Origin of the sequence: Chromohalobacter marismortui (genome assembly GCF_004364315.1) — a bacterium.
GTDB classification, from domain to species: Bacteria; Pseudomonadota; Gammaproteobacteria; order Pseudomonadales; family Halomonadaceae; genus Chromohalobacter; species Chromohalobacter marismortui.
Genome location: NZ_SOBR01000001.1, coordinates 417,382 through 437,868, shown reverse-complemented (window position 1 = coordinate 437,868; position 20,487 = coordinate 417,382). Strand labels below are relative to the sequence as shown.

20 protein-coding genes and 1 tRNA gene are annotated in these 20,487 nt (G+C 63.3%); 10 read left to right on the top strand and 11 right to left on the bottom strand.

The window, feature by feature from the left end:
• Nucleotides 1-114: 114 nt before the first annotated feature.
• Complete coding sequence (gene nadD, locus C8E00_RS01930; RefSeq protein ID WP_133693847.1) at nt 115-771, bottom strand: nicotinate-nucleotide adenylyltransferase; 657 nt, start codon at nt 769-771, stop codon at nt 115-117.
• On the bottom strand, nt 758-2,044 hold the full coding sequence (locus C8E00_RS01925; protein ID WP_133693844.1) for a glutamate-5-semialdehyde dehydrogenase: 1,287 nt from the start codon (nt 2,042-2,044) through the stop codon (nt 758-760). Before C8E00_RS01925 ends, nadD begins: the two co-directional genes overlap by 14 nt.
• 126 nt (nt 2,045-2,170) lie before the next feature.
• Here C8E00_RS01925 and C8E00_RS01920 point away from each other — a divergent pair, with 126 nt between their 5' ends.
• Genes C8E00_RS01920 through C8E00_RS01910 form a run of 3 tightly spaced genes read left to right on the top strand, consistent with a single transcriptional unit; the run spans nt 2,171 to nt 5,374 of the window.
• Nucleotides 2,171-3,040: a hypothetical protein gene (locus C8E00_RS01920; RefSeq protein WP_133693842.1), complete on the top strand. Its 870-nt coding sequence runs from the start codon at nt 2,171-2,173 to the stop codon at nt 3,038-3,040.
• Nucleotides 3,033-3,968, top strand: a complete 936-nt coding sequence (locus C8E00_RS01915; RefSeq protein ID WP_133693840.1) for a GGDEF domain-containing protein — start codon at nt 3,033-3,035, stop codon at nt 3,966-3,968. Before C8E00_RS01920 ends, C8E00_RS01915 begins: the two co-directional genes overlap by 8 nt.
• A 2-nt stretch (nt 3,969-3,970) precedes the next feature.
• The gene (locus C8E00_RS01910; protein WP_341765842.1) at nt 3,971-5,374 is read left to right on the top strand and encodes a bifunctional DedA family/phosphatase PAP2 family protein; all 1,404 of its coding nucleotides are present in this window, start codon (nt 3,971-3,973) and stop codon (nt 5,372-5,374) included.
• Between the two features lie 23 nt (nt 5,375-5,397).
• Here the strand turns inward: C8E00_RS01910 and C8E00_RS01905 are convergent, their stop codons facing one another.
• The 3 genes from C8E00_RS01905 to mpl are packed head-to-tail and all read right to left on the bottom strand — an operon-like array spanning nt 5,398 to nt 8,004.
• Nucleotides 5,398-6,021 carry a LysE family translocator gene (locus tag C8E00_RS01905; RefSeq protein ID WP_208291856.1) on the bottom strand — a complete coding sequence of 208 codons (624 nt, stop codon included), beginning with the start codon at nt 6,019-6,021 and terminating at the stop codon, nt 5,398-5,400.
• Nucleotides 6,018-6,644, bottom strand: a complete 627-nt coding sequence (locus C8E00_RS01900; protein ID WP_133693835.1) for a flavin prenyltransferase UbiX — start codon at nt 6,642-6,644, stop codon at nt 6,018-6,020. The genes C8E00_RS01905 and C8E00_RS01900 overlap by 4 nt, the downstream gene beginning before the upstream one ends.
• Nucleotides 6,634-8,004, bottom strand: a complete 1,371-nt coding sequence (gene mpl / locus C8E00_RS01895) for a UDP-N-acetylmuramate:L-alanyl-gamma-D-glutamyl-meso-diaminopimelate ligase (RefSeq protein WP_133693833.1) — start codon at nt 8,002-8,004, stop codon at nt 6,634-6,636. Before mpl ends, C8E00_RS01900 begins: the two co-directional genes overlap by 11 nt.
• A 142-nt stretch (nt 8,005-8,146) precedes the next feature.
• Between mpl and C8E00_RS01890 the strand changes: the two genes are divergently transcribed.
• Nucleotides 8,147-9,406, top strand: a complete 1,260-nt coding sequence (locus tag C8E00_RS01890; protein ID WP_133693830.1) for a 6-phosphofructokinase — start codon at nt 8,147-8,149, stop codon at nt 9,404-9,406.
• A gap of 108 nt (nt 9,407-9,514) precedes the next feature.
• Here the strand turns inward: C8E00_RS01890 and C8E00_RS01885 are convergent, their stop codons facing one another.
• The 6 genes from C8E00_RS01885 to hemA all read right to left on the bottom strand — a co-directional run bounded on the left by C8E00_RS01885 (nt 9,515) and on the right by hemA (nt 15,004).
• Entirely contained in the window at nt 9,515-10,060 is a 546-nt protein-coding gene (locus C8E00_RS01885; protein WP_133693828.1) for a glycine zipper 2TM domain-containing protein, read from the bottom strand.
• Nucleotides 10,061-10,304: 244 nt separating this feature from the next.
• Nucleotides 10,305-11,084, bottom strand: coding sequence for a HesA/MoeB/ThiF family protein (locus tag C8E00_RS01880; protein WP_133693826.1), 780 nt, complete (start codon nt 11,082-11,084; stop codon nt 10,305-10,307).
• A gap of 51 nt (nt 11,085-11,135) precedes the next feature.
• Nucleotides 11,136-11,633: an Lrp/AsnC ligand binding domain-containing protein gene (locus tag C8E00_RS01875; RefSeq protein WP_133693824.1), complete on the bottom strand. Its 498-nt coding sequence runs from the start codon at nt 11,631-11,633 to the stop codon at nt 11,136-11,138.
• A 157-nt stretch (nt 11,634-11,790) separates the two neighbouring features.
• A complete protein-coding gene (gene prmC, locus C8E00_RS01870) occupies nt 11,791-12,648 on the bottom strand; it encodes a peptide chain release factor N(5)-glutamine methyltransferase (RefSeq protein WP_133693822.1) in 858 nt (285 codons plus the stop codon).
• The gene (gene prfA, locus C8E00_RS01865; protein ID WP_133693819.1) at nt 12,648-13,733 is read right to left on the bottom strand and encodes a peptide chain release factor 1; all 1,086 of its coding nucleotides are present in this window, start codon (nt 13,731-13,733) and stop codon (nt 12,648-12,650) included. Before prfA ends, prmC begins: the two co-directional genes overlap by 1 nt.
• Nucleotides 13,730-15,004 (bottom strand): glutamyl-tRNA reductase, encoded by a 1,275-nt coding sequence (hemA, locus tag C8E00_RS01860; protein WP_133693817.1) that lies wholly within the window; start codon nt 15,002-15,004, stop codon nt 13,730-13,732. The genes prfA and hemA overlap by 4 nt, the downstream gene beginning before the upstream one ends.
• Nucleotides 15,005-15,261: 257 nt before the next feature.
• Here hemA and C8E00_RS01855 point away from each other — a divergent pair, with 257 nt between their 5' ends.
• The 6 genes from C8E00_RS01855 (at nt 15,262) to C8E00_RS01830 (ending at nt 20,469) form a co-directional block, all read left to right on the top strand.
• Nucleotides 15,262-17,028, top strand: a complete 1,767-nt coding sequence (locus C8E00_RS01855; RefSeq protein ID WP_133693815.1) for a tetratricopeptide repeat protein — start codon at nt 15,262-15,264, stop codon at nt 17,026-17,028.
• A complete protein-coding gene (gene lolB, locus C8E00_RS01850; protein ID WP_133693813.1) occupies nt 17,025-17,669 on the top strand; it encodes a lipoprotein insertase outer membrane protein LolB in 645 nt (214 codons plus the stop codon). Before C8E00_RS01855 ends, lolB begins: the two co-directional genes overlap by 4 nt.
• A complete protein-coding gene (gene ispE, locus C8E00_RS01845; RefSeq protein ID WP_133693810.1) occupies nt 17,666-18,550 on the top strand; it encodes a 4-(cytidine 5'-diphospho)-2-C-methyl-D-erythritol kinase in 885 nt (294 codons plus the stop codon). The genes lolB and ispE overlap by 4 nt, the downstream gene beginning before the upstream one ends.
• A 74-nt stretch (nt 18,551-18,624) precedes the next feature.
• Nucleotides 18,625-18,699: transfer RNA gene (locus C8E00_RS01840), tRNA-Gln, on the top strand.
• Nucleotides 18,700-18,762: 63 nt separating this feature from the next.
• A complete protein-coding gene (locus C8E00_RS01835; RefSeq protein ID WP_208291855.1) occupies nt 18,763-19,704 on the top strand; it encodes a ribose-phosphate pyrophosphokinase in 942 nt (313 codons plus the stop codon).
• Between the two features lie 117 nt (nt 19,705-19,821).
• Entirely contained in the window at nt 19,822-20,469 is a 648-nt protein-coding gene (locus C8E00_RS01830; RefSeq protein ID WP_133693808.1) for a 50S ribosomal protein L25/general stress protein Ctc, read from the top strand.
• Nucleotides 20,470-20,487: the final 18 nt, after the last annotated feature.

Sequence of the window (20,487 nt, the reverse complement as noted above, 5' to 3'; positions counted from 1 at the left end):
TCAGGGCAAGGGCCGCATTCTACCGCGCTGACGCCAAACCGCCAGGGGCAAGATTAAAAAGGCCTTGGGCGGCACTGCCATTCGCCAGGCTCATGTCATTGAAAGATATCGCGGTCATTGATAAAGACGACGTGCCAAGAGATAGCGCTCCACGGCTTCGGGCAGCAGGTAGCGTACGCTTGCGCCGCGCTGCAATCGCTCCCGAATCGCCGTGGCCGAAATCGCCATGCGCGTCGGCAGGCTCAAATGCAGCAAGCCTCCCGCAGGCGACTGCATGAGTGCATCGACACTCGCCACGTCACGCCCGGCGATCAGCGTTTCGAGCGCCATCGGAAGCGGCTGTCGATGATCGGGGCGATCGACGACGACGACATGCGCCAACTCGAACAACCGCTGAGGCTCGTGCCAGTCGGCCAAGTGCAGATAGGCGTCGTAGCCCAACGCCATGACCAGGCGCGCGTGCGGGCCCAGCTCTTCTCTCAGCGACGCCAGGGTCGCAGTGGAATAGGAGGGGCCCTCGCGGCGGATCTCACGGTCATCCACGTAAAGCCCCGGCGTATCGGCGATGCCCAGCGCCAGCATGATCGCGCGTTGTTCGGCATCGACGCCAGGCGTGGCGCGATGCGGCGGCATCCGTGCCGGGACCATGTGAACGCGATCGAGCACCAAGGCGTCGCGCAGCTCGATGGCGCTGCGCAGGTGGCCGATATGCACGGGATCGAACGTCCCGCCCAGCATTGCGACGCGCGGCGGTTGTTCAGCTGCGCACATGGCCATCGCCATATACGATGTACTTCTCGCTGGTGAGGCCTTCCAGACCGACGGGGCCGCGTGCGTGCAGCTTGTCGGTGGAGATGCCGATCTCCGCCCCCAGCCCATATTCGAAGCCGTCGGCAAAACGCGTCGACGCATTGACCATGACCGAACTGGAGTCGACCTCGGTCAGAAAGCGCCGCGCGTCGGTGAGGTTCTCGGTGACGATGGCATCGGTGTGGTGCGAACCATGAGTATTGATATGCGTGATCGCCTCTTCCAGGGTATCGACCACGCGGATGGCCACGATCGGCGCCAGATACTCGCTTTGCCAATCTTGCTCGGTAACGGCAATGGCGTCCGTCACCCAGGCCCGCGTCCGTTCGCACGCGCGCATTTCGACGCCCTTGCGGCGATAGATATCGGCCAGCTCGGGTAATACGCGGGGGGCCGCCTCGGCATGCACCAGCAATGTTTCCATGGCGTTGCAGGGCGAGTAGCGCTGAGTCTTGGCGTTGTCGGCAATGGCCACGGCCTTGGCCGGATCGGCGGCCTGGTCGACATACACATGGCAGATCCCATCGAGGTGCTTGATCACCGGCACGCGCGCGTCTCTCGAGATACGCTCGATCAACCCCTTCCCGCCGCGCGGCACGATGACGTCGACGAACTCAGGCATGGCAATCAGTGCGCCGACTGCCGCCCGGTCGGTCGTCGCCACGACTTGCACGCAGGCCTCGTCGAGTTCTGCCGCCCTGAGCCCCTGCCGGATACAGGCGGCTATGGCCCGATTGGAATGAATGGCCTCTGAACCGCCGCGCAAGATCGTGGCATTACCCGACTTCAAGCATAGACTGGCGGCGTCCACGGTCACGTTGGGACGCGATTCATAGACGATGCCGACCACCCCCAGCGCAACGCGCATCTTGCCCACTTGCAACCCGGAAGGCAGGTAGCGCATATCACGGATTTCCCCGATCGGATCCGACAAGGCAGCCACTTGCCTCAAGCCTTCGATCATCGCGTCGACACGTGCCGGCGTCAGCGCCAGGCGATCCAGCAGCGCCTCGTCGAGACCGTTGTCACGGCCCGCCTCGAGATCGCGGTCATTGGCGATTTGCAAGGCATCGCGCGACGCGTCCAGGGCGCTCGCCATGGCGAGTAACGCACGGTTTTTCTGCGCGGTCGTGGCGCGAGCCAACACACGTGAGGCACCACGCGCTCGTTCACCCATCGCCTGCATATAAGCATCGACATCGGCGATCTCGGACTCGGAAGTTTCAAGAGCCATGCGGATCATCTTCTCCTGGGTATCCGCCGGGAAGCACATGATAAGCAGTGCTTTCCGAAGCATTGCGACTAAGGTACAACGACTATACTGCCGTCACCGTTGGGAAAGGAATCACTATACGGCACCATGCAGAGCAAATACAAAACACCACTGAGCGGGCTTTTCCTGCTGGGTGCGGCCTTGGTCGCCATCATCGCCTGGCAGGAGAAAGACATCATCACCCAAGGCTTACTCATCGTTGCCACTCTCGTGTTGACGCTGCTTGCCTGGCACCCTTTTTCACGCCGTGCCTGGGCATTGACGGTACCGTTTTTCGCCCTGGTGTTGCTGGTACTGCTGTGGCGTGCCCCCATGACGCACGCCATCAGCATCTGGCTATGGCCGATCTTGCTGCTCGCCCCGCAACCCCGGTCCATGCGCTACACACTCCTGATGGCCGCCACCCTCGGCTGGTGGCTGATGCAAGGCCACCTGGGTGCAGCTCAAACCGCCCTGAGTGGCGCATTGCTGGCCGCCCTCATGGCATTGGGATTTGCCAAGGCCATCGAGCACGGCCGGCTACGCCACGAGCTGGAGCGTCGTCAGCGCCTCACCCCGGAGGATCCGCTCTGGTCGCTCGGACGTCTTCGCCAGGACCTGAGCGTCGAATGGGCGCGCGTTCAGCGCGAGAACATCCATGCTGAGCTGCTCATGGTGCGTCCGTATCAACGTGGTCACAAGGTACGAAGACGCCTCAGAGAGCGGCTGATCGCGCTTACCCACGCCTTCGAAGGATGTTACCGCGTGGACGCCAAGACCTTCGCGGTCCTGTTGATTTCAAGGGACGAGCAACGCGCTGCTGCACGCCGAGAGGCGATCGCGGCGGAGCTTCAGGCACACTGCCGCATCCGCATCGCCCCCGTCACGCCCAACCTCAACCCCATCACGCTGGGCAACGAGCTCTCGCTGCAAGCCAGCGGCCTGCATTTTCGTCACGAGGCAACCGACCATGCCTGAGCGCCTCGCGTCGTCACGCTTGCACGCCATTGCCTATACCTGCGGCGCGCTCGTGCTTGCCAGCCTCGCCACCTGGCACTACCTGATGGGCCATTACCCACGCATCCTGCCGATCAGCCTCTTGACCCTCATGGTGTCTATCGCCGCTTTGATGGCGGAAAATACTGATGCGCGTCGACTGCCCGCCTATCTAGTACTGATCAGCGGCTACCTGGCGATCGCCGTGGAAGCGCCTTATCTGGCAACGTCCGGCGCACTTTGGATGGGCGTCCCCCCGATACTCGCTACGCTGCTCTTGCCGTCTGGCGCCGCACTATTCCTCAATGTGTTGCTTGCGCCCATGTGGCTACTCCTGATCAACCCCGTGCTATCGACGCCCGCAGGCGGCATGCAATACTTCATGCTGGTCATTCTCTCGATGCTGCCCCTGGGTTGGTACATGCAGCAAACCCGCCTGCTCAAGACCACTGACCAGCTCGATACGCAAAGCGGTATACTCGCGCGCGACGCCCTCAGCGAACGACTGATCGCCGAGGTCGCCCGCGCCCGCGCGTTGAACCAATCGCTTAGCGTGCTGGTCATGCATATACCGCAACTCGACATGGCCAACGAGCAGTTCGGCCAAACGGCGCAAGACACGCTCTTGACGACTTTCTGTCAGGTGGTACAACGCAACTCCCGTCTTGGCGATGCCCTGGGCCGGCACAGCCATAGCGTCTTCTGGCTGTTGCTTGCCGACGCGGGAGAGGCCGGGGCGCTCATCGTCCGCGAACGCGTGACGCATGCCCTCGCGGAGACCCCACTCCCCGAGTTCGGCACCATCAAGGCCCAGGCCCGCATCTGCCGCCTGGCGGATGACGAGAGCGCCGAACGGTTCGAGCAACGACTGATAAGCCGCGGATTCAACTTGCTGGAACCGGAAACTTGAACGTGACTGAATGGCTCTACCAACTCGCACCTTCGCCGATGCTACTCATCTTGATCGTGCTACTCATAGCACTATGCGAGTCGCTCGCCTTGGTTGGCCTGCTGGTGCCCGGCGTCGTGCTGCTGACGGCCGCCGCGTCACTGGCCGGGCATCAGCATATGTCTCTGCCATTGTTATTGGCAGCTGCCTGCGTGGGCGCCATCCTCGGCGATGGTCTGAGCTTCTGGCTGGGACGCGGACAACGCGAGCGCGTGCCGCGCCTATGGCCGTTCTCGAGACATCCGGAATGGTTGGCGCGGGGCATTACCTTCTTCAAGCGTTATGGTGACTTTTCCATTGTCATCGGACGCTTCGTCGGTCCAGTACGCCCCATCGTGCCGCTGGTGGCCGGCATGCTGCACATGTCGGCATGGCGCTTCGCCATCGTCAATATTGCCTCCGCCCTGCTCTGGGCTCCCGCCTACCTGCTGCCCGGCTATCTGCTCGGTCGCTCCTGGGACAGACTGCTTGCCTTGCCGCCAAGCAGCGAACGGTGGCTGATGGCACTAGGACTACTGCTGATCATCCTGGGAGTGGGTTTTTCCTGGTTGCGTCATCAACTCGGCCGCGGCGGCTGGATGTACATGCGCCTGGCCCGACTGTCGCGTACGACGCCACGCCGCCGACGCCTATGGCTCGCGCTAAGCGGCGCCCATCCACGCCACGAAATACCGCTGGCCTCCCTCGCCCTTCTCGTGGTCAGCCTGGTCGCCCTATGCGGTTGGACGCTCTGGGTGCTCGAGCATCCTGCGCCTTCGTTGCCGATGGACCGACAACTTCAGGCATTACTGGCACCTCTGGCCGGCACCTGGCTAGAAGAACTCAGCGCGCTCATGGCCCTGAGCGGGGACGCTCTGGGGATCATCGCGCTAAGTCTGCCATGGCTGCTATGGCTCTTGGTTTCGCGGCATATCGCGGCCTTTCTACATATCAGCGCAGCGCTGGCCGGCATCGGGATCGCGAACACGCTCTTCAAGTATCTGGCCGCCCGCCCACGTCCCGAGACGCCCGACTACCTCGCGGGGTCATTTTCTTACCCCAGCGCCCACACCTCGACGAGCGTCGTGCTGATCGGCCTGGCGGCGGCGTTCGTCGCCGAAGCACTGCCTGCGAAGCGGCGGATGTGGGTCTACTGGGGGGCGACGCTGGTGTGCCTTCCGATGGCCTTGTCACGCCTCGTTCTGGGCGTGCATTGGGCGAGCGACCTGATCGGCGGCGCGCTGCTCGGCTTGGTCGTGTGCGCCATCACACGGCTCAGTTACCAACGCTTCGAGCATCGCCCTCTCGCCCCCTGCCCATGGGGACGACTGGCACTCGCCTCTCTGGCACTACTGACAACGCGTATCATGTGGCTGCCCCACATCTGACTGCTTGGCTGACGTGGGCCGCCTCAGCCCAACGCCAACCAGACGCCGACGCCCATCATCAGGCTACCCGCCACCCGATTCAGCAAGCGCACATTGCCATCGCGGCGCAGAAAGCGGCTCGCGGTGCGCCCGCCGCCGGCATAGATCAACAAGCAGGTCAGTTCCAGGGTGAGAATGACGCCCACCAGCACGACCAGTTGCGGTGCCATCGGCCGACCAGCATCCAGGAAGGGCGGCAGCAGTGCGATGAAGAACGCCCACCCCTTGGGATTGGCAACGGCCGTGACGAACCCCTGCAGGATCAATTGCAGCGGCGTCACGCTGGGCATGGCATCGCTGGCGTCGGGAATCGCCATGCGCCCCTTGGAGCGCCACATCATCACCCCGAGATAGATCAGGTAGGCGCCCCCGAGCCACTTGAAGGCCGCAAACATCTCGGGATAGCGCAGCATCAGCGTGGCCACGCCGATCACCGCCGAGACCGCCACCAACCCCACGCCCACCAACTCGCCGAGCATCATCCACAAGGCACGACGCACGCCTATCGTCATGCCCAGCGTCATGGAAAGCGTCATGCACATGCCCGGCGTCAACGAGACCATGAAAAATGTCGGTACGAAGACCGACAACACCGACAGGTTGATCATCTCGCCTCTCCCCAGCGCGGCATCAAGGTATGCGCGATGCCCAGTTGATTAAGGATGCGTGCCACGATGAAATCGATCATGTCGTCGAGTGTCTGCGGACGGTGGTAAAACCCCGGTGCGGCAGGAAGCACCACCGCGCCCATCCGGGTCAGCGCCAGCATGTGCTCGAGATGAATCGCTGCAAACGGCGTCTCGCGCGGCACGAGAATGAGCTGACGCCGTTCCTTGAGTGCCACGTCTGCGGCACGCTCGATCAGGTTGTTGCTCGCACCGGTGGCGACCGCCGACAGCGTCCCCGTCGAACACGGGCAGATCACCATGGCACTGGGCGCACCGGAGCCAGAGGCGACGGGCGCCATCCAGTCTTCGCGGCCGAAGCAGCGAATCTGACCCGGCGCAGCACCGCTTCGCTCCTGCAGCGCCTCGCTCAAACGCTCGGGGTTCGACGGCAAACTCACGTCGGTCTCGGTGGCGATGACCATGTGCGCGGCCTTGGAGATCAGCACCAGCACCTGATGCCGCGCCGCCACCAGACAGTCGATGAGGCGCAGCCCGTACTGCGCCCCGGACGCCCCCGTCAACGCCACGGTGACAGGCGCTTCGAACATTGCATCATCCGCCATGCCGGGCCTCCAGTGCCGCCAGCAACTTTTCATGAATACCGCCGAACGCCCCGTTCGACATCACCACGATCCGGTCTCCCGGACGCGCCTCGGCCACGATGGCCTCGACCAGGACCGACATATCATCGCTCACCGTCGCGGGCACTGGACAGGCCACCGCAAGCGCCTCCAGCGACCATTCGACCTCCGCTGGCCGATACCACCAGACGCGATCCGCCGCCGCCACGCTTGCCGGCAGGCGCTCGCGCATGCGGCCCAGACGCATGGTATTGGAACGCGGCTCGATCACCGCCAGCAGCCGCCCCGCGTCAGTCGCCGCTGCCAGCCCCTCGAGCGTGGCGGCGATGGCCGTGGGATGATGGGCGAAATCGTCGATGACCTGAATACCGCCGACCTCGCCCCGCACCTCCTGGCGTCGGCGCGGCGATTCGAAGCCTGCCAGCGCCGCCACCCCTGCCTCGAGGGGGACACCGCAGGCCGAGGCCGCGGCCAAAGCCGCCACCGCGTTGGCGACGTTGTGACGCCCGCTCAGCGACCAGTCGACGTGCACGACGCGCTCGCCATGCCGCACCGCGAAGCGGCGGCCGTCGGCACTTTCCAGCCGCCACTGCCAGTGCGCATCATCGGTATCGCCGAAGCGCACGACAGGACTCCAGCAGCCTTGCGTCAGCACCCGCTCGAGTGCCGGTTCGCCATCCGCCACGATCAACCGGCCATGGCCGGGCACGGTACGCACCAGATGATGAAACTGACGCTCGATGGCGGCCAGGTCGGGAAAAATGTCCGCGTGATCGAACTCGAGATTACCCAGCACCGCGATATCCGGGCGGTAGTGGACGAACTTGGAACGCTTGTCGAAGAAAGCCGTGTCGTACTCATCGGCCTCGACCACGAACGGGGCGCCGGCCTCTCCCAATCGCGAGGATACCCCCAGGTTGCGCGGCACCCCGCCGATCAAGAAACCCGGCACATGGCCGGCCGCTTCCAGGATCCACGTCAACAAACTGGCGGTCGTGGTCTTGCCGTGGGTGCCCGCCACCGCCACCACGTGTCGCCCAGGCAGAACATGCTCGGCCAGCCACTGCGGTCCTGAGACATAAGGCAGCTTGGCGTTGAGTACCGCCTCCACCTCGGGATTGCCGCGCGACAAGGCATTGCCGATGATCACGAGGTCGGGACGCGGTATCAAGTTGTCGGCGGCATAGCCCTCGCACAAGGCGATGCCCGCTTCTTCGAGCTGCGTGCTCATCGGCGGATAGACATTGGCATCCGAGCCGCTGACCTGATGTCCAAGTGCCTTGGCCAAGCGCGCCAAACTGCCCATGAACGTACCGCAAACTCCTAAAATATGGACGTGCATCTGAGCCTCCTGCCATGATGCCGCGAGACTAGCATGGCGCCGCGTGGCCCACCAGCCGAGCGCCGTGGCATAGGCATCGACCGTCGATGTCGGCTATCATTCGCTCATTCATGCGCCCAGACCCAGGAGCACCACAAGTCCCATGGCCCAGCACAATGCCTTTTACGCCCAGTCCGGTGGCGTCACCGCCGTCATCAACGCCAGCGCCTGCGGCGTCATCGAGACCTGTCGTCGCCATTCGGACAAGATCGGCAAGGTCTACGCCGGTCACAACGGCATCATCGGTGCCCTGACCGAGGATTTGATAGACGTTTCCCAGGAAAGTGACGAGACGATTGCCGCACTACGCCATACGCCTGGCGGCGCGTTCGGTTCCTGCCGCTACAAGCTCAAGGACATCGAGACGCACCGCACGCAATACGAGCGCCTCATCGAAGTGTTCAAGGCGCATGACATCCGTTACTTCTTCTACAACGGCGGCGGTGACAGCGCCGACACCTGCCTCAAGGTGTCGCAGCTCTCCGAGAAGCTGGGCTACCCGCTGACCGCGATTCACGTGCCCAAGACCGTCGACAACGACCTGCCGATCACCGACAACTCTCCCGGTTTCGGCAGCGTGGCCAAGTACATCGCCACCTCGACCCGCGAAGCGGCGCTGGACATCGCCTCCATGTGTGCCACCTCCACCAAGGTATTCGTGCTCGAAGTGATGGGCCGCCATGCGGGCTGGATCGCCGCCGCCGGGGCTCTGGCGGGCAATGGCGAGGGCGAACCTCCTCACTTGGTCATCTTCCCCGAGCTCCCCTTTCAGCGCGCCCAGGTCATGCAGCGCGTCGACGAGGCCGTCAAGCAATACGGCTATTGCGTCATCGTGGTCTCCGAGGGCGCCCATTACGAAGACGGCACCTTCCTCGCCGACGCCGGCAACACCGACGCCTTCGGCCACCGTCAGTTGGGGGGCGTGGCGCCGACGCTCGCGGGCATAATCAAACAGGACCTGGGCTACAAATACCATTGGGCAGTCGCTGACTATCTGCAGCGTGCGGCGCGCCACCTTGCTTCCAGAACCGATGTCGAGCAAGCCTATGCCGTGGGCCAGAAGGCCGTCGAGCTAGCCCTGGAAGGCAAGAACGCCATGATGCCCACCATCAAGCGCGTCAGCGAAACGCCTTACGAATGGCGTATCGAGGCGGCGCCGCTGGCCGAAGTCGCCAACAAGGAGAAGTTCATGCCCCGCGATTACATTCGTGAGGATGGCTTCGGCATCACCGAGGCAGGACGTCGCTATCTGTCACCGCTGATTCAGGGCGAGGATTTCCCACCGTTCGAAAACGGTTTGCCCATGGTGGCCAAGCTCGCCAAGGTCAAGGTGCCACGCAAGCTGCCCACCTTCGAGCTCTGAAACACGCTCACACACGACGACGCCCCGGCATGGTCCATGCCGGGGCGTCGTCGTTTTGCCTCACTCGGCATCCCCATGGCTACCTTCATCGGGCCTGCCGTGGACGCCTCACGATGACGTCACTTCCTCCCAGCGCGGCTTGCCATCGCTCAACGGCACACGCTCGCCAACAGGCCTTTCGTCAAGCCTGGCTTCCTGCGCTTGACCATCCACCCGATACCGAACCTTGAAGCCCACCGTTCGACTCCGCGTGTCGGTCACCGTCTCACAGCGCCGCTGCGTGGTCGTGTAGGTATCGCCATCCTGCAAACGCTCCTGCACTTTATTCCCGGCATAGACACCGCCGAGCGCACCGGCCACGGTGGCCAGCGTCTTGCCGCTTCCCCCACCGAACTGATTACCGACCACGCCACCCACCAGGCCACCGATGGCCGACCCGGCCAGTTGGTGCTCATCCTGCACGGGGCGCCGCCTGGTGACGGTCACGTCTCGACAGACCTCGCGCGGTACCTGCTGGTGTTCGACGATGGGCGCGACGTCGACGATATCCGCATACGCGGGCCCACTGTCAAACTCTTGATACGCGCCGACCGCAACGCCGCCGGCAATGCCCAATACGGCAATGGCACTGCCAATGATGATGGGGTTGTTCATTGCTTGCCTCCTTGTATTCACACGCTTCCGCGCACCTCGCCGACATCCTGTCAGTGGTCCGGTGCGGCGGCGATGGGTTGTCGTGTCCACTCGGCAAGCGATGCATGACGGAGACGAAGAGAATGTTACCCGAGGTTAACGCTTCACGGGCATCCCGAGCGATTATAGAACACCGTTTCCATATTGTCTGCGAATTTTCTCCCATGGCGTTGCCATGCGACAACGGCACATCATCCTGCATGGATCAGAGGGCGGAAGGCTCGGTACTCGCCCGAGGGCCGCAAACGGGACACGCCGGATCGCGACCGACATTGAAGCGTCGCCACTCTCCGCTCAGGCCATCGAAGGTGGCCAGGCCGCGATGCGACTCACCGACGTCGGCGAGAAGCTTGAGCGCCTCCAGCGCCTGAAAGGTACCGATGATCCCCACCAGAGGGGCGATCACGCCGTTTTCGGCACAACGCAGCGCATCGTCGTCGCCGTCCTCGCCGTACAGGCAGGCGTAACAGGGCGAGCTCGCATCACGCGCATCGAAGACCGCCAGCTGTCCCGAGAAGCGAATCGCTGCGCCGGAGACCAGCGGCGTTCGCGTAGCGACACAAGCACGATTGATGGCATAGCGGCTGGCGAAACCGTCCGTGCAGTCGAGCACGACATCCGCCGCCGCCACCGCACGCTGCAGCGCGTCCCCGACGAGCCGGGCGGCAATGGCTTCCACCTCGCAGGCCGCATTGAGCCGACGCGCCGAGGCGGCGGCCGACTCGGCCTTGCCCTGCCCCAAGGCGCACTCGTCGTGAGCGATTTGCCGCTGCAGATTGGACAGTTCCACCACATCGTCGTCAGCGATCGACAGACGCCCCACCCCGGCGGCGGCGAGGTACAACGCGGCAGGCGAGCCCAGCCCCCCCGCACCGACGATCAAGGCGTGCCCCGCCAACAGGCGTTGCTGCCCCGCCACATCGAACTGCTCGAGCATGATCTGGCGGCTATAACGCAGCAGCGCGGCATCGTCCATTTCTTTCATTGCCGTCCATTCCTTCCCGCGTGCGGGGCGCGTTTCGACATGCGTCCTCCGTCAGGTATCGAGCTGCTCGGCGTCAGGCACATGCAACGAGACATCCTCCTTGACCTCTTCCATGACCACGTAACTCTTGGACTCCTTGACCCCGGGCAGCGTCAGTACGACATCGCCAAGCAACTGGCGATAGGCCGACATCTCGGGAATGCGGCACTTGAGGATGTAATCGAACTGACCGGAAACCAGATGGCACTCTTGAATCTGCGGCAGCTTGGCCACCGCGCGACGAAACTCGTCGAATACCGCGGGCGACTGCGTTTCCAGGCTGATCTCCACGAACACCAGCAAGTTGGCCTTGAGCGCCTTGGGGTCGAGCAGCGCCTTGTAACCACGAATGATCCCGGCCTTTTCCAGACGCTTGACGCGCTCCAGACAAGGCGTCGTGGACAAGCCGACCTGGGAGGCCAGGTCGACATAAGAAATGCGCGCGTTGTCCTGCAGGCAACGCAAGATATTGAGGTCGATACGATCCAGCGAACGGCTCTTGGCTTTCATTATATTGTTGTTCCGAGACAATGAATGACACAAGCAAACGCGATCGAGCCTCAGGACAAATGACGCTCGATCAGCGCGCGTGGCTGCGATGCGAAACGTATTACTACCACACCCACCGCCCACGCCTCCAGACGGCCGACGGTGTTGTTTGAGACCGTCAATGTTGGTCTGCCCGTCCCGCCGGCGCACGCCCCAGCGTGATACGCTCACGTGCGCCGAGGTCAGTTTCACTGACGACCTCCTCGTATCCGGCCCGTACGAGCACGCCACGCACACGCGATGCCTGCTCCCAGCCATGTTCCAGCGCCAACCAGCCGCCCGCCACGAGGTAGCGACGCGCCGCCATCGCCAGGTAACGCAAATCGGCCATTCCGGCATCGCTTGCCACCAATGCAGAGCGCGGCTCGAAACGCACATCCCCCAACGCGAGATGCGGATCATCCTCGGCGACGTAAGGCGGGTTGGCGGCAATCGCATCGAACGTCATACCCTCCAGCGCGGCAAACCAATCACTGACGAGAAAGGTAGCGTTGGTGGCCCCCAGACGTCGGGCATTGTCTTCAGCCAGGGCGACGGCAGCCTGTTCCCTATCGACGCCGGTGACGTGCCATGCCGGTCGTTCGGTGGCCAGCGCCAGGGCGATGGCCCCCGTCCCCGTGCCCAGGTCGAGCGCTGTCCCCGCGCGATGCGGCATCTTCGCCAACAGTGTTTCGACCAGGCATTCGGTATCGGGCCGCGGGATCAAGGTGGATTCACCGACCCGCAGACATAACCCCCAGAACTCGCGCTCGCCGATCAGATAGGCCACGGGATGACCTGCCGCACGCGCCGCGACCAGTGCCTCGAAACGCGCACGGGCGATACCCTCGCACTCGCCATCGCCCCACGCGTATAGCCACGCGCGCGTCACCGAGGCCGCATGCATCATCAGCACCTCGGCATCCAGGCGCGGCGAGGCACTGCCCGCCGCCTGCAATCGCAAGGCCGCACGTGTCAGCAAGACATCGTAGGTCATCAGGGCGTCTGCAGGGCCGAGAGCTGCTCGGCCTGGTACTCATGAATCAGTGGGTCGATCACTTCGTCGAGTTCCCCCGTCATCACATCACCCAGCTTATAGAGGGTCAGGTTGATACGATGATCGGTGATGCGTCCCTGAGGGAAGTTGTAGGTCCGGATACGCTCGCTACGATCGCCCGAGCCGACCAGCGAGCGGCGCGTATCGGCCTGCTCCTGGCGCTGCGCGTCGACGGCGGACTGCTTGAGACGTGCCGCCAGAAACGCCATCGCCTTGGCGCGGTTCTTGTGCTGGCTGCGCTCCTCCTGGCATTCCACCACCACCCCGGTCGGCAAGTGCGTGATACGAATCGCGGAGTCCGTCGTATTGACGTGCTGACCGCCGGCGCCACTGGAGCGGAACGTGTCCACGCGCAAGTCGTTGCTATTGATCTCCACATCGCCGACGGCGGACGCCTCGGGCATGACCGCCACGGTACACGCCGAGGTATGGATACGCCCCTGGGATTCCGTGGCCGGCACCCGCTGCACCCGATGCGCACCGGACTCGAACTTGAGCCGCGCATAGACGTTATCGCCACGCACTCGGGCGATCACTTCCTTGTAACCGCCTTGCTCTCCATGACTGGCATTGATCACCTCGATGCGCCACCCCTGGTGCTCGGCGTAACGCGAATACATGCGGAACAAATCGCCGGCAAACAACGCCGCCTCGTCGCCACCCGTTCCGGCGCGGATCTCGAGAAACACGTTGCTGCCGTCATCGGGATCCTTGGGCACCAGGAGCTGCATCACATCCGCATCCAGCTCTTCGAGTCGCGCCTGCGCGCGAGACGATTCCTCTTCCGCCAGCTCACGCATCTCGGGGTCGCTATCCTCGCGCATCTGCTCGGCCGCCTCGATATCCTCCTCGGTACGCCGGTAGACGCGCCAGGCCTCGATCAACGGCTCGAGTTCGGCATATTCGCGCGAATAATCGCGAAAGCGTGCCTGATCGGCGATCACGTCGGGCTCGGCCAACAAGGCGGCGAGTTCTTCGAAGCGTTCCTGGAAACCATCGAGACGTGTGCGCAGAGTCGCTTTCATGCAGGATCCTGTGTCGACGCGGCCGGATCGATCAACAAGGTATCGGCCGCCTGGAGAATATCGTGCCGCGCCTCACCCGACGCTTCACGCAAGCGTAACGTGGGGCCGTGCAGCAATTTATTGGTCAGTTGATGCGACAGCCGTTGCAGAACTTTCTCGGGGTCCTCACCGCGGGCCAGCTGTGCCAGCGCCTGGCGCTCGGCGTCTGCACGCAACGCTTCGCCCTGCTCGCGATAGCGACGAATCAGGTCGCCGGCGCCACGTACACGACGTTCATGCAACCACTGCTGGATACCATGCTCGATGAGAGACTCGGCCTGAGCGGCGGCAACGGCTCGCTGCTTACGGTTTTCCTCGATCACTTCCTGCAAGTCGTCGACGCTATATAGAAAGACATCATCCAGCTCGCCGACCTGGGATTCGATATCGCGCGGCACGGCGATATCGACCATGAACATGGGGCGGTGACGACGTTTTTTCAGGGCGCTCTCGACCATGCCCTTGCCGAGGATCGGCAACGGACTCGCCGTGGACGAGATAACGATATCCGCATGCGGCAGCACCTGGGGAATCTCCCCTAGCGAGATCGGCTCGGCATCGACGTCATTGGCCAGGGTCTCGGCACGTTCACGGGTACGGTTAGCCACGGTCAGCCCGCGTATGCCCGCCTCACGCAGGTGCCGCGCGACCAGTTCGATGGTCTCCCCCGCACCGATCAGCAGTGCGCGGGCACGCCCGAAATCGTCGAAGATATGGCTGGCCAGGCTGACGGCGGCATAGGCGACCGAGACCGGGTTCTCGCCGATACCGGTTTCGCTGCGCACCTGCTTGGTCACGGAGAAAGTGTGCTGAAACAACCGTTCCAGCTCGCCCCCCAGCCCGGCGTTGTCGCGCGCCAGCTGGTAAGCCTCCTTGAGTTGGCCCAGGATCTGCGGTTCGCCGAGGACCATGGAATCGAGCCCCGCCGCCACGCGCATCAAGTGCCGCGCCGCCTCGCCGTCGAGGTAGTGGTAGGCGCTTTGCATCAGAGTCTCGGGCGGCAACCCGTGGAAGCGCCCTAACCAGTCGAGCACTGAACGCTCTCCCTGAGCGTCGGTCACACAGTAGAGTTCGGTACGATTACAGGTCGACAGCACCGCCGCCTCGTTGACGCCGGGCAGCGATTTGAGTTCGGCCAGCGCGCCCGCCAGCTCGGCCGGCGTAAAGGCGACCTGCTCGCGAACCTCGATGGTCGCTGTCTTATGGTTGATCCCCAGGGCGAGAAGCGTCATGAAATCACGGTCATCACATCGGTCTATCGGCAGCGTCCGGCCTTCGAGTTCGGGCGCGGTGCACAATGTGGGGGCAACGAGGCCAGAATACCAGTCCCGCGCAAGGCGCTGCAGGATCGATATCCTAGCACAGGACTGAGACATTTGGGCATGGGGCGGCAAGTTGCCGCGTCGCGCAAGGTTTACCGCACCCGACGCTTTGCCCGGCCTCATCGAGTCGGTATGCTGAGGCCTTCAAACGCAAACTCGAGGATGGCATGCGCACACGCTTGACCCTGGCCTCCGTCCTGGCGTTGCTGCTGACGGGCTGCCAAAACGCTCCGACATCGCCCGACGCCATCCTGCTCGATGATCCCATGAAAAACGCGCCAGCGGTGACCAGCGGTTTCGATGCCGACAGCCTTGCGTCGTTGCTGCTTGCCGAGTTCGCGGGCCAGCGGGGCGATTACCGCCGCGCTGCCGAAGGCTATCTCGATGTCAACCAACGCTATGCATCGCCCGCCCTGGCCGAGCGCGCAACCCTGGCGGCCCGTTACGCCGACGACAGCGCATTGCTTGAACGCACCGCGTTGCGCTGGCAACGGCTCGACAAAGAGGCCACTACGCCGCGGCATATCCTTGCCAGTCTCGCGGTGCAGCGCGGTGACTGGGAAACCGCCTTGGCACAACGCTTGAAAGTGGCCGATCAGGAATCCGAGGCAGAGCTTGCCGCGCTCGCCGAACAGGCGATCGCACAAGATGCTGATATCACTCCTCTCTTGAAACGCCTGCATGCGTTCGTCGAACGCCATCCCGAGGACCTCGATGCCCAACTGGCCACCGCCCAGCTCGAAGCAGCGAACGGTGATACCGCCGTGGCCGACGCCCGGCTCGCTCGCCTCGCCAAAGCACCTGAGGCACCCGCCGAGGTGTGGCTGACGCGCAGCACGATCGCACTGCACGATGGGGCGCTGGATGAAGCCCGGCGCTATACCCGCCAGGGGCTCGCGCGATTCCCCCATGATAGCCGCCTGCGCCTGACGCAGGCGCAGATTCATCTCGCCGCCGGTAACCTCGAGGCCGCCGACGAAGACGTCAAGCGCTTGCTCTCACGCTATGACGACACGGCACCGCTACGCCTGGCACTCGCCCAGATGTATCTCGACGCGGCGTATCCCGATGGCGCCCGGCGCATTCTGCTGCCCCTGCTCGACCGCGATGACACACCGACGGCCGCCTACCTGATGCTGGGCCGCATCGCCGAGCAGGCCGGCGACATCGATAACGCCCTGCTTTATTATCGCCAGGTCCCGAGTGGCGACGGCTTCATCGAAGCGCGCGCGCAGGCGGCCAAGATGCTGATTCGAGCACAACGGCCACAGGATGCCAGCGAGTTTCTGCGCATCGAGCGGCTTCGCCATCCCGACCAGCGCATTGCGTTGCTGCGCCTCGAAATCGACATCCTCGACGCTCAAGGCAAACAAGAGCGCGCCAACGAACTTCTCGACACGGCCATCGCCAAGACGCCCGCGTCCACCGCGCTGCGTTTCCAGCACGCCATGCGTGCCTACCAACAAGGCGACCTTGAGACCATGGAAGCCGACCTTAAGGCGATCATCGAGCGCGAGCCCAATAATGCCGAAGCGCTCAATGCCCTCGGGTATACGCTGAGCAACGACATGGGGCGTCACCGGGAAGCCCTCCCGCTGATCGAAAAGGCCTACCGCCTCGAACCTGACAGCCCTGCGATCCTCGACAGTCTGGGTTGGGTGTATTTTCATCTCGGTCGCGCGCAAGAAGCACTACCGTATTTGCGCGAGGCCTACCGCGGCCAACCCGGCCAGGAAATTGCCGCCCATCTCGCCGAAGTGCTCGCCGCCACCGGACGGCACGATCAGGCACGTGAGCTGATAGAGGACGCGCAACGCCGCTTTTCTCCGCACCCGCTCATCGACGCGCTGCTGCGTCGCCAGCCCGAGCTCGCGCCTGACGACACGGCATCGGACGCCGTTGATTCACCTCACGACACGGAAGCCGACTCATGATCCGCCAACTCTCATGGCGTCTTCGCCAAGCTCACGCCGCCCCCCATGCCTGGCACGTGCTGCTGCTCCTCGTGCTACTGTCGGGATGCGCCAGCCAGACGACCAGCCCCGATCAGTCGCGTGATCGCGGCGACTGGGACACGCAGACCGAACGCCTACGGGCACTTGAAGCCTGGAGCATCGCCGGCAAGGTTGGACTGCGCACCCATGAAGGCGCCAAAAGCGCCAATATCGACTGGCAGCAGCGTCCCGACACCTATCGCATCTTGATCAGCGGCCCCTTCGGCGCCGGACGGACTCTGCTGAGAGGAGGGCCCGGGAATGTGACATTGATCAGCAGCGAAGGACGCTTCGAGGCACAGACGCCAGAAGCCTTGATGGAACAGCAACTCGGCTGGTCATTGCCCATTTCCGCACTCGATTACTGGGTTCGCGGCTTGCCGGCCCCCGACACCCGCAAACGACTCGAACATGACGACCTGGGATTCCCCCAGCGTCTGCAACAACTCGGCTGGACGATCGAGTACCGTGACTGGACGCACACCGACGACCTGTGGCTCCCGCGCCGCCTGGTCATGACCTACGGCGACCTGCGCGCAACGCTCGTGGTCACTCAATGGAACCCCATGACCGACTCATGAATGCACGCCTAAGCCTGCCTGCCCCCGCCAAGCTCAACCGCATGCTGCATATCGTCGGCCGCCGCGCCGACGGTTATCACGAACTGCAGACGCTGTTCCAGTTTCTCGACCATGGCGACACGCTCGCCTTCGCGCCACGCGAAGACGGCATCATCCGCCTGCATCCGGCGATGAAAGGCATCGACCACGACGCCAACCTGATCGTGCGCGCCGCCCGCCTTCTGCAACACGAGAGCGGCACCACGCAGGGGGCCGACATCCACCTTGATAAACGCCTTCCCTTGGGTGGCGGCTTGGGCGGCGGAAGCTCGGATGCGGCGACCACCCTGCTCGCATTAGACCGGCTCTGGTCACTGTCGGCGGGCCTTCCCCGCCTGGCCGAGCTGGGCCTTTCGCTGGGCGCCGATGTGCCGGTCTTCATATACGGCCATAGTGCCTGGGCAGAAGGCATTGGCGAACGCCTGACACCCGTGACGCTCGCAACACCCTGGTTCGTGGTCATTCACCCGGGAGAAGAAATCTCAACGCCCGCCGTGTTCGGCCATCCCGAATTGACACGCAACACCCCGCCCATTAGTATGGCGCGCGCACTGCGAGGGGAAGCCGAACAGGGACGCCTCTGGCGCAACGACTGCGAAGCGGCGGTCAAACGCCTGTCGCTGAAGGTTGCGCATGCGCTTGACTGGCTATCGGCTTTCGGCCCAGCCATGCTGACGGGAACAGGTAGCTGTGTATTCTGTCCCTTGATGAGTGAGCAGCAAGCCGATAGAATATTGCGCCGTGTTGATAGCCATTGGCATGCATTCAAGGCACGCGGCTGCAACATTTCTCCCCTCCATGACGCTCTCGACATTCATGATGAAATGTCAGTGAAGAGCTAAACGGGGACGCCTGAACTCGGCATCGTGGTTCTATGTGGCAATACAGCGCAGGAAACAACGAGCCGACGTGTTGCTGGGGTATCGCCAAGTGGTAAGGCACCGGTTTCTGGTACCGACATTCCCAGGTTCGAATCCTGGTACCCCAGCCAATTTCTCAGAGCGCCCGACGAATCCCACTCCGAGATCCCCAAAGACTCCAAAGGTGGCTGCGCGTGTCTAAATTGATGGTGTTCGCGGGAAATGCCAATCCCGAACTCGCCCGCAAGGTGGCCGAAAGCCTCGACAACCGGCTGGGCCATGCAACCGTCGGTCAATTCAGCGATGGTGAAATCGCGGTCGAGATCAATGAAAACGTTCGCGGCAAGGATGTTTTCGTATTGCAGTCCACCTGCGCACCGACCAACGACAACCTGATGGAGTTGATTCTCATGGTGGATGCACTGCGTCGTGCCTCCGCCACACGAATCACCGCCGTCGTTCCGTACTTCGGTTATGCCCGCCAGGATCGCCGCGTGCGCTCTGCACGCGTGCCGATCTCGGCCAAGCTGGTCGCCGACATGATGGTCAAGGCCGGCGTCGACCGCGTCATGACCATGGATCTGCATGCCGATCAGATTCAGGGCTTTTTCGACGTTCCCGTCGATAACGTCTATGGCTCGCCAATCCTGCTCGATGATATCGAGCGCCAGAACTACGACGATCTCGTCGTGGTGTCTCCGGATGTCGGTGGCGTCGTGCGCGCCCGCGCCATTGCCAAGCAGCTCAATGCCGACCTGGCGATCATCGATAAGCGCCGCCCACAGGCCAACCAAGCCCAGGTCATGCATATCATCGGTGAAATCCAGGATCGCACTTGTGTCGTCGTCGACGACATGGTCGATACCGCCGGCACCCTGTGCAAGGCGGCGGAAGCGCTCAAGGACCATGGAGCGCGTCGCGTGGTCGCCTACGCCACGCACCCCATTCTGTCCGGGCCGGCCGTCGACAATATCGTCGGCTCGGTACTTGACGAGCTCGTCGTGGCCGATACCATTCCGCTTTCCGAGTCGGCATCACGCAGCGGCAGAATTCGCCAGCTGTCGGTGGCCGGCTTGATCGCGGAAGCGATTCGCCGCGTCAGTAACGAAGAATCCGTCAGTGCCATGTTCCACTGAGGCGATACGCCACCAGGAACATGCACGGATACGCGGGCCGCGAGGCCCTCACGGAATCGGCATCGCCTGGTCGCGGGCGATGCCGCTTTCCTTTCATAACCTATGAGGTGACAAGCAATGTCCCAATTCACTCTATCCGCCGAGGTTCGTCACGACCTGGGGAAAGGTGCGAGCCGCCGCCTGCGTCGTGAGAACAAGCAAGTTGCCGCCATCATCTACGGTGGCAGCAAGACGCCGCAGCCGATCACCCTCGAGAAGTCCGCTTTCTACAAGGCCATCGAAGATGAAGCCTTCTTTTCGTCGGTGATCACCATCGACCTCGAAGGCAAGCCGGAGCAGGTCATCATCCGTGACATTCAGCGCCACCCTTACAAGGCGCTGGTCACGCATGCCGACTTCATGCGCGTCGATGCCACGCACGAAATCACCATGAACGTCCCGCTTCACATCAACGGTGAAGAAGCCTGCAAGGGCGTCAAGGATGAAGACGGCGTGCTGCACGTACTGGCCAACGACGTCGAGATCAGCTGCTTGCCCGGCAAGCTGCCCGAGTACCTCGAAGTCGACGTCACCAACCTGGGGCTGGGCGAGACGTTGCATCTGTCCGACCTGCCGCTGCCGGATGGCGTTTCCCTCGTGGCCTTGAGCCATGGCGAGGAACACGACTTCGGCGTGGTCAGCGTGACCCGTGCCGACACCGGCACCGAGGGTGACGAGGAAGGCGACGAAGAAGCCACCGACGAAGACGGCGAGAAGTCCGAGTAATCGGTCTTCCCAGGTGCC

Bases quoted from the DNA above. Each gene is read 5' to 3' on its own strand.
- nadD (WP_133693847.1), bottom strand. From the start codon at position 771: ATGTGCGCAGCTGAACAACCGCCGCGCGTCGCAATGCTGGGCGGGACG.
- C8E00_RS01925 (WP_133693844.1), bottom strand. From the start codon at position 2,044: ATGGCTCTTGAAACTTCCGAGTCCGAGATCGCCGATGTCGATGCTTAT.
- C8E00_RS01920 (WP_133693842.1), top strand. From the start codon at position 2,171: ATGCAGAGCAAATACAAAACACCACTGAGCGGGCTTTTCCTGCTGGGT.
- C8E00_RS01915 (WP_133693840.1), top strand. From the start codon at position 3,033: ATGCCTGAGCGCCTCGCGTCGTCACGCTTGCACGCCATTGCCTATACC.
- C8E00_RS01905 (WP_208291856.1), bottom strand. From the start codon at position 6,021: ATGATCAACCTGTCGGTGTTGTCGGTCTTCGTACCGACATTTTTCATG.
- C8E00_RS01900 (WP_133693835.1), bottom strand. From the start codon at position 6,644: ATGGCGGATGATGCAATGTTCGAAGCGCCTGTCACCGTGGCGTTGACG.
- mpl (WP_133693833.1), bottom strand. From the start codon at position 8,004: ATGCACGTCCATATTTTAGGAGTTTGCGGTACGTTCATGGGCAGTTTG.
- C8E00_RS01890 (WP_133693830.1), top strand. From the start codon at position 8,147: ATGGCCCAGCACAATGCCTTTTACGCCCAGTCCGGTGGCGTCACCGCC.
- C8E00_RS01885 (WP_133693828.1), bottom strand. From the start codon at position 10,060: ATGAACAACCCCATCATCATTGGCAGTGCCATTGCCGTATTGGGCATT.
- C8E00_RS01880 (WP_133693826.1), bottom strand. From the start codon at position 11,084: ATGAAAGAAATGGACGATGCCGCGCTGCTGCGTTATAGCCGCCAGATC.
- C8E00_RS01875 (WP_133693824.1), bottom strand. From the start codon at position 11,633: ATGAAAGCCAAGAGCCGTTCGCTGGATCGTATCGACCTCAATATCTTG.
- prmC (WP_133693822.1), bottom strand. From the start codon at position 12,648: ATGACCTACGATGTCTTGCTGACACGTGCGGCCTTGCGATTGCAGGCG.
- prfA (WP_133693819.1), bottom strand. From the start codon at position 13,733: ATGAAAGCGACTCTGCGCACACGTCTCGATGGTTTCCAGGAACGCTTC.
- hemA (WP_133693817.1), bottom strand. From the start codon at position 15,004: ATGACGCTTCTCGCCCTGGGGATCAACCATAAGACAGCGACCATCGAG.
- C8E00_RS01855 (WP_133693815.1), top strand. From the start codon at position 15,262: ATGCGCACACGCTTGACCCTGGCCTCCGTCCTGGCGTTGCTGCTGACG.
- lolB (WP_133693813.1), top strand. From the start codon at position 17,025: ATGATCCGCCAACTCTCATGGCGTCTTCGCCAAGCTCACGCCGCCCCC.
- ispE (WP_133693810.1), top strand. From the start codon at position 17,666: ATGAATGCACGCCTAAGCCTGCCTGCCCCCGCCAAGCTCAACCGCATG.
- C8E00_RS01830 (WP_133693808.1), top strand. From the start codon at position 19,822: ATGTCCCAATTCACTCTATCCGCCGAGGTTCGTCACGACCTGGGGAAA.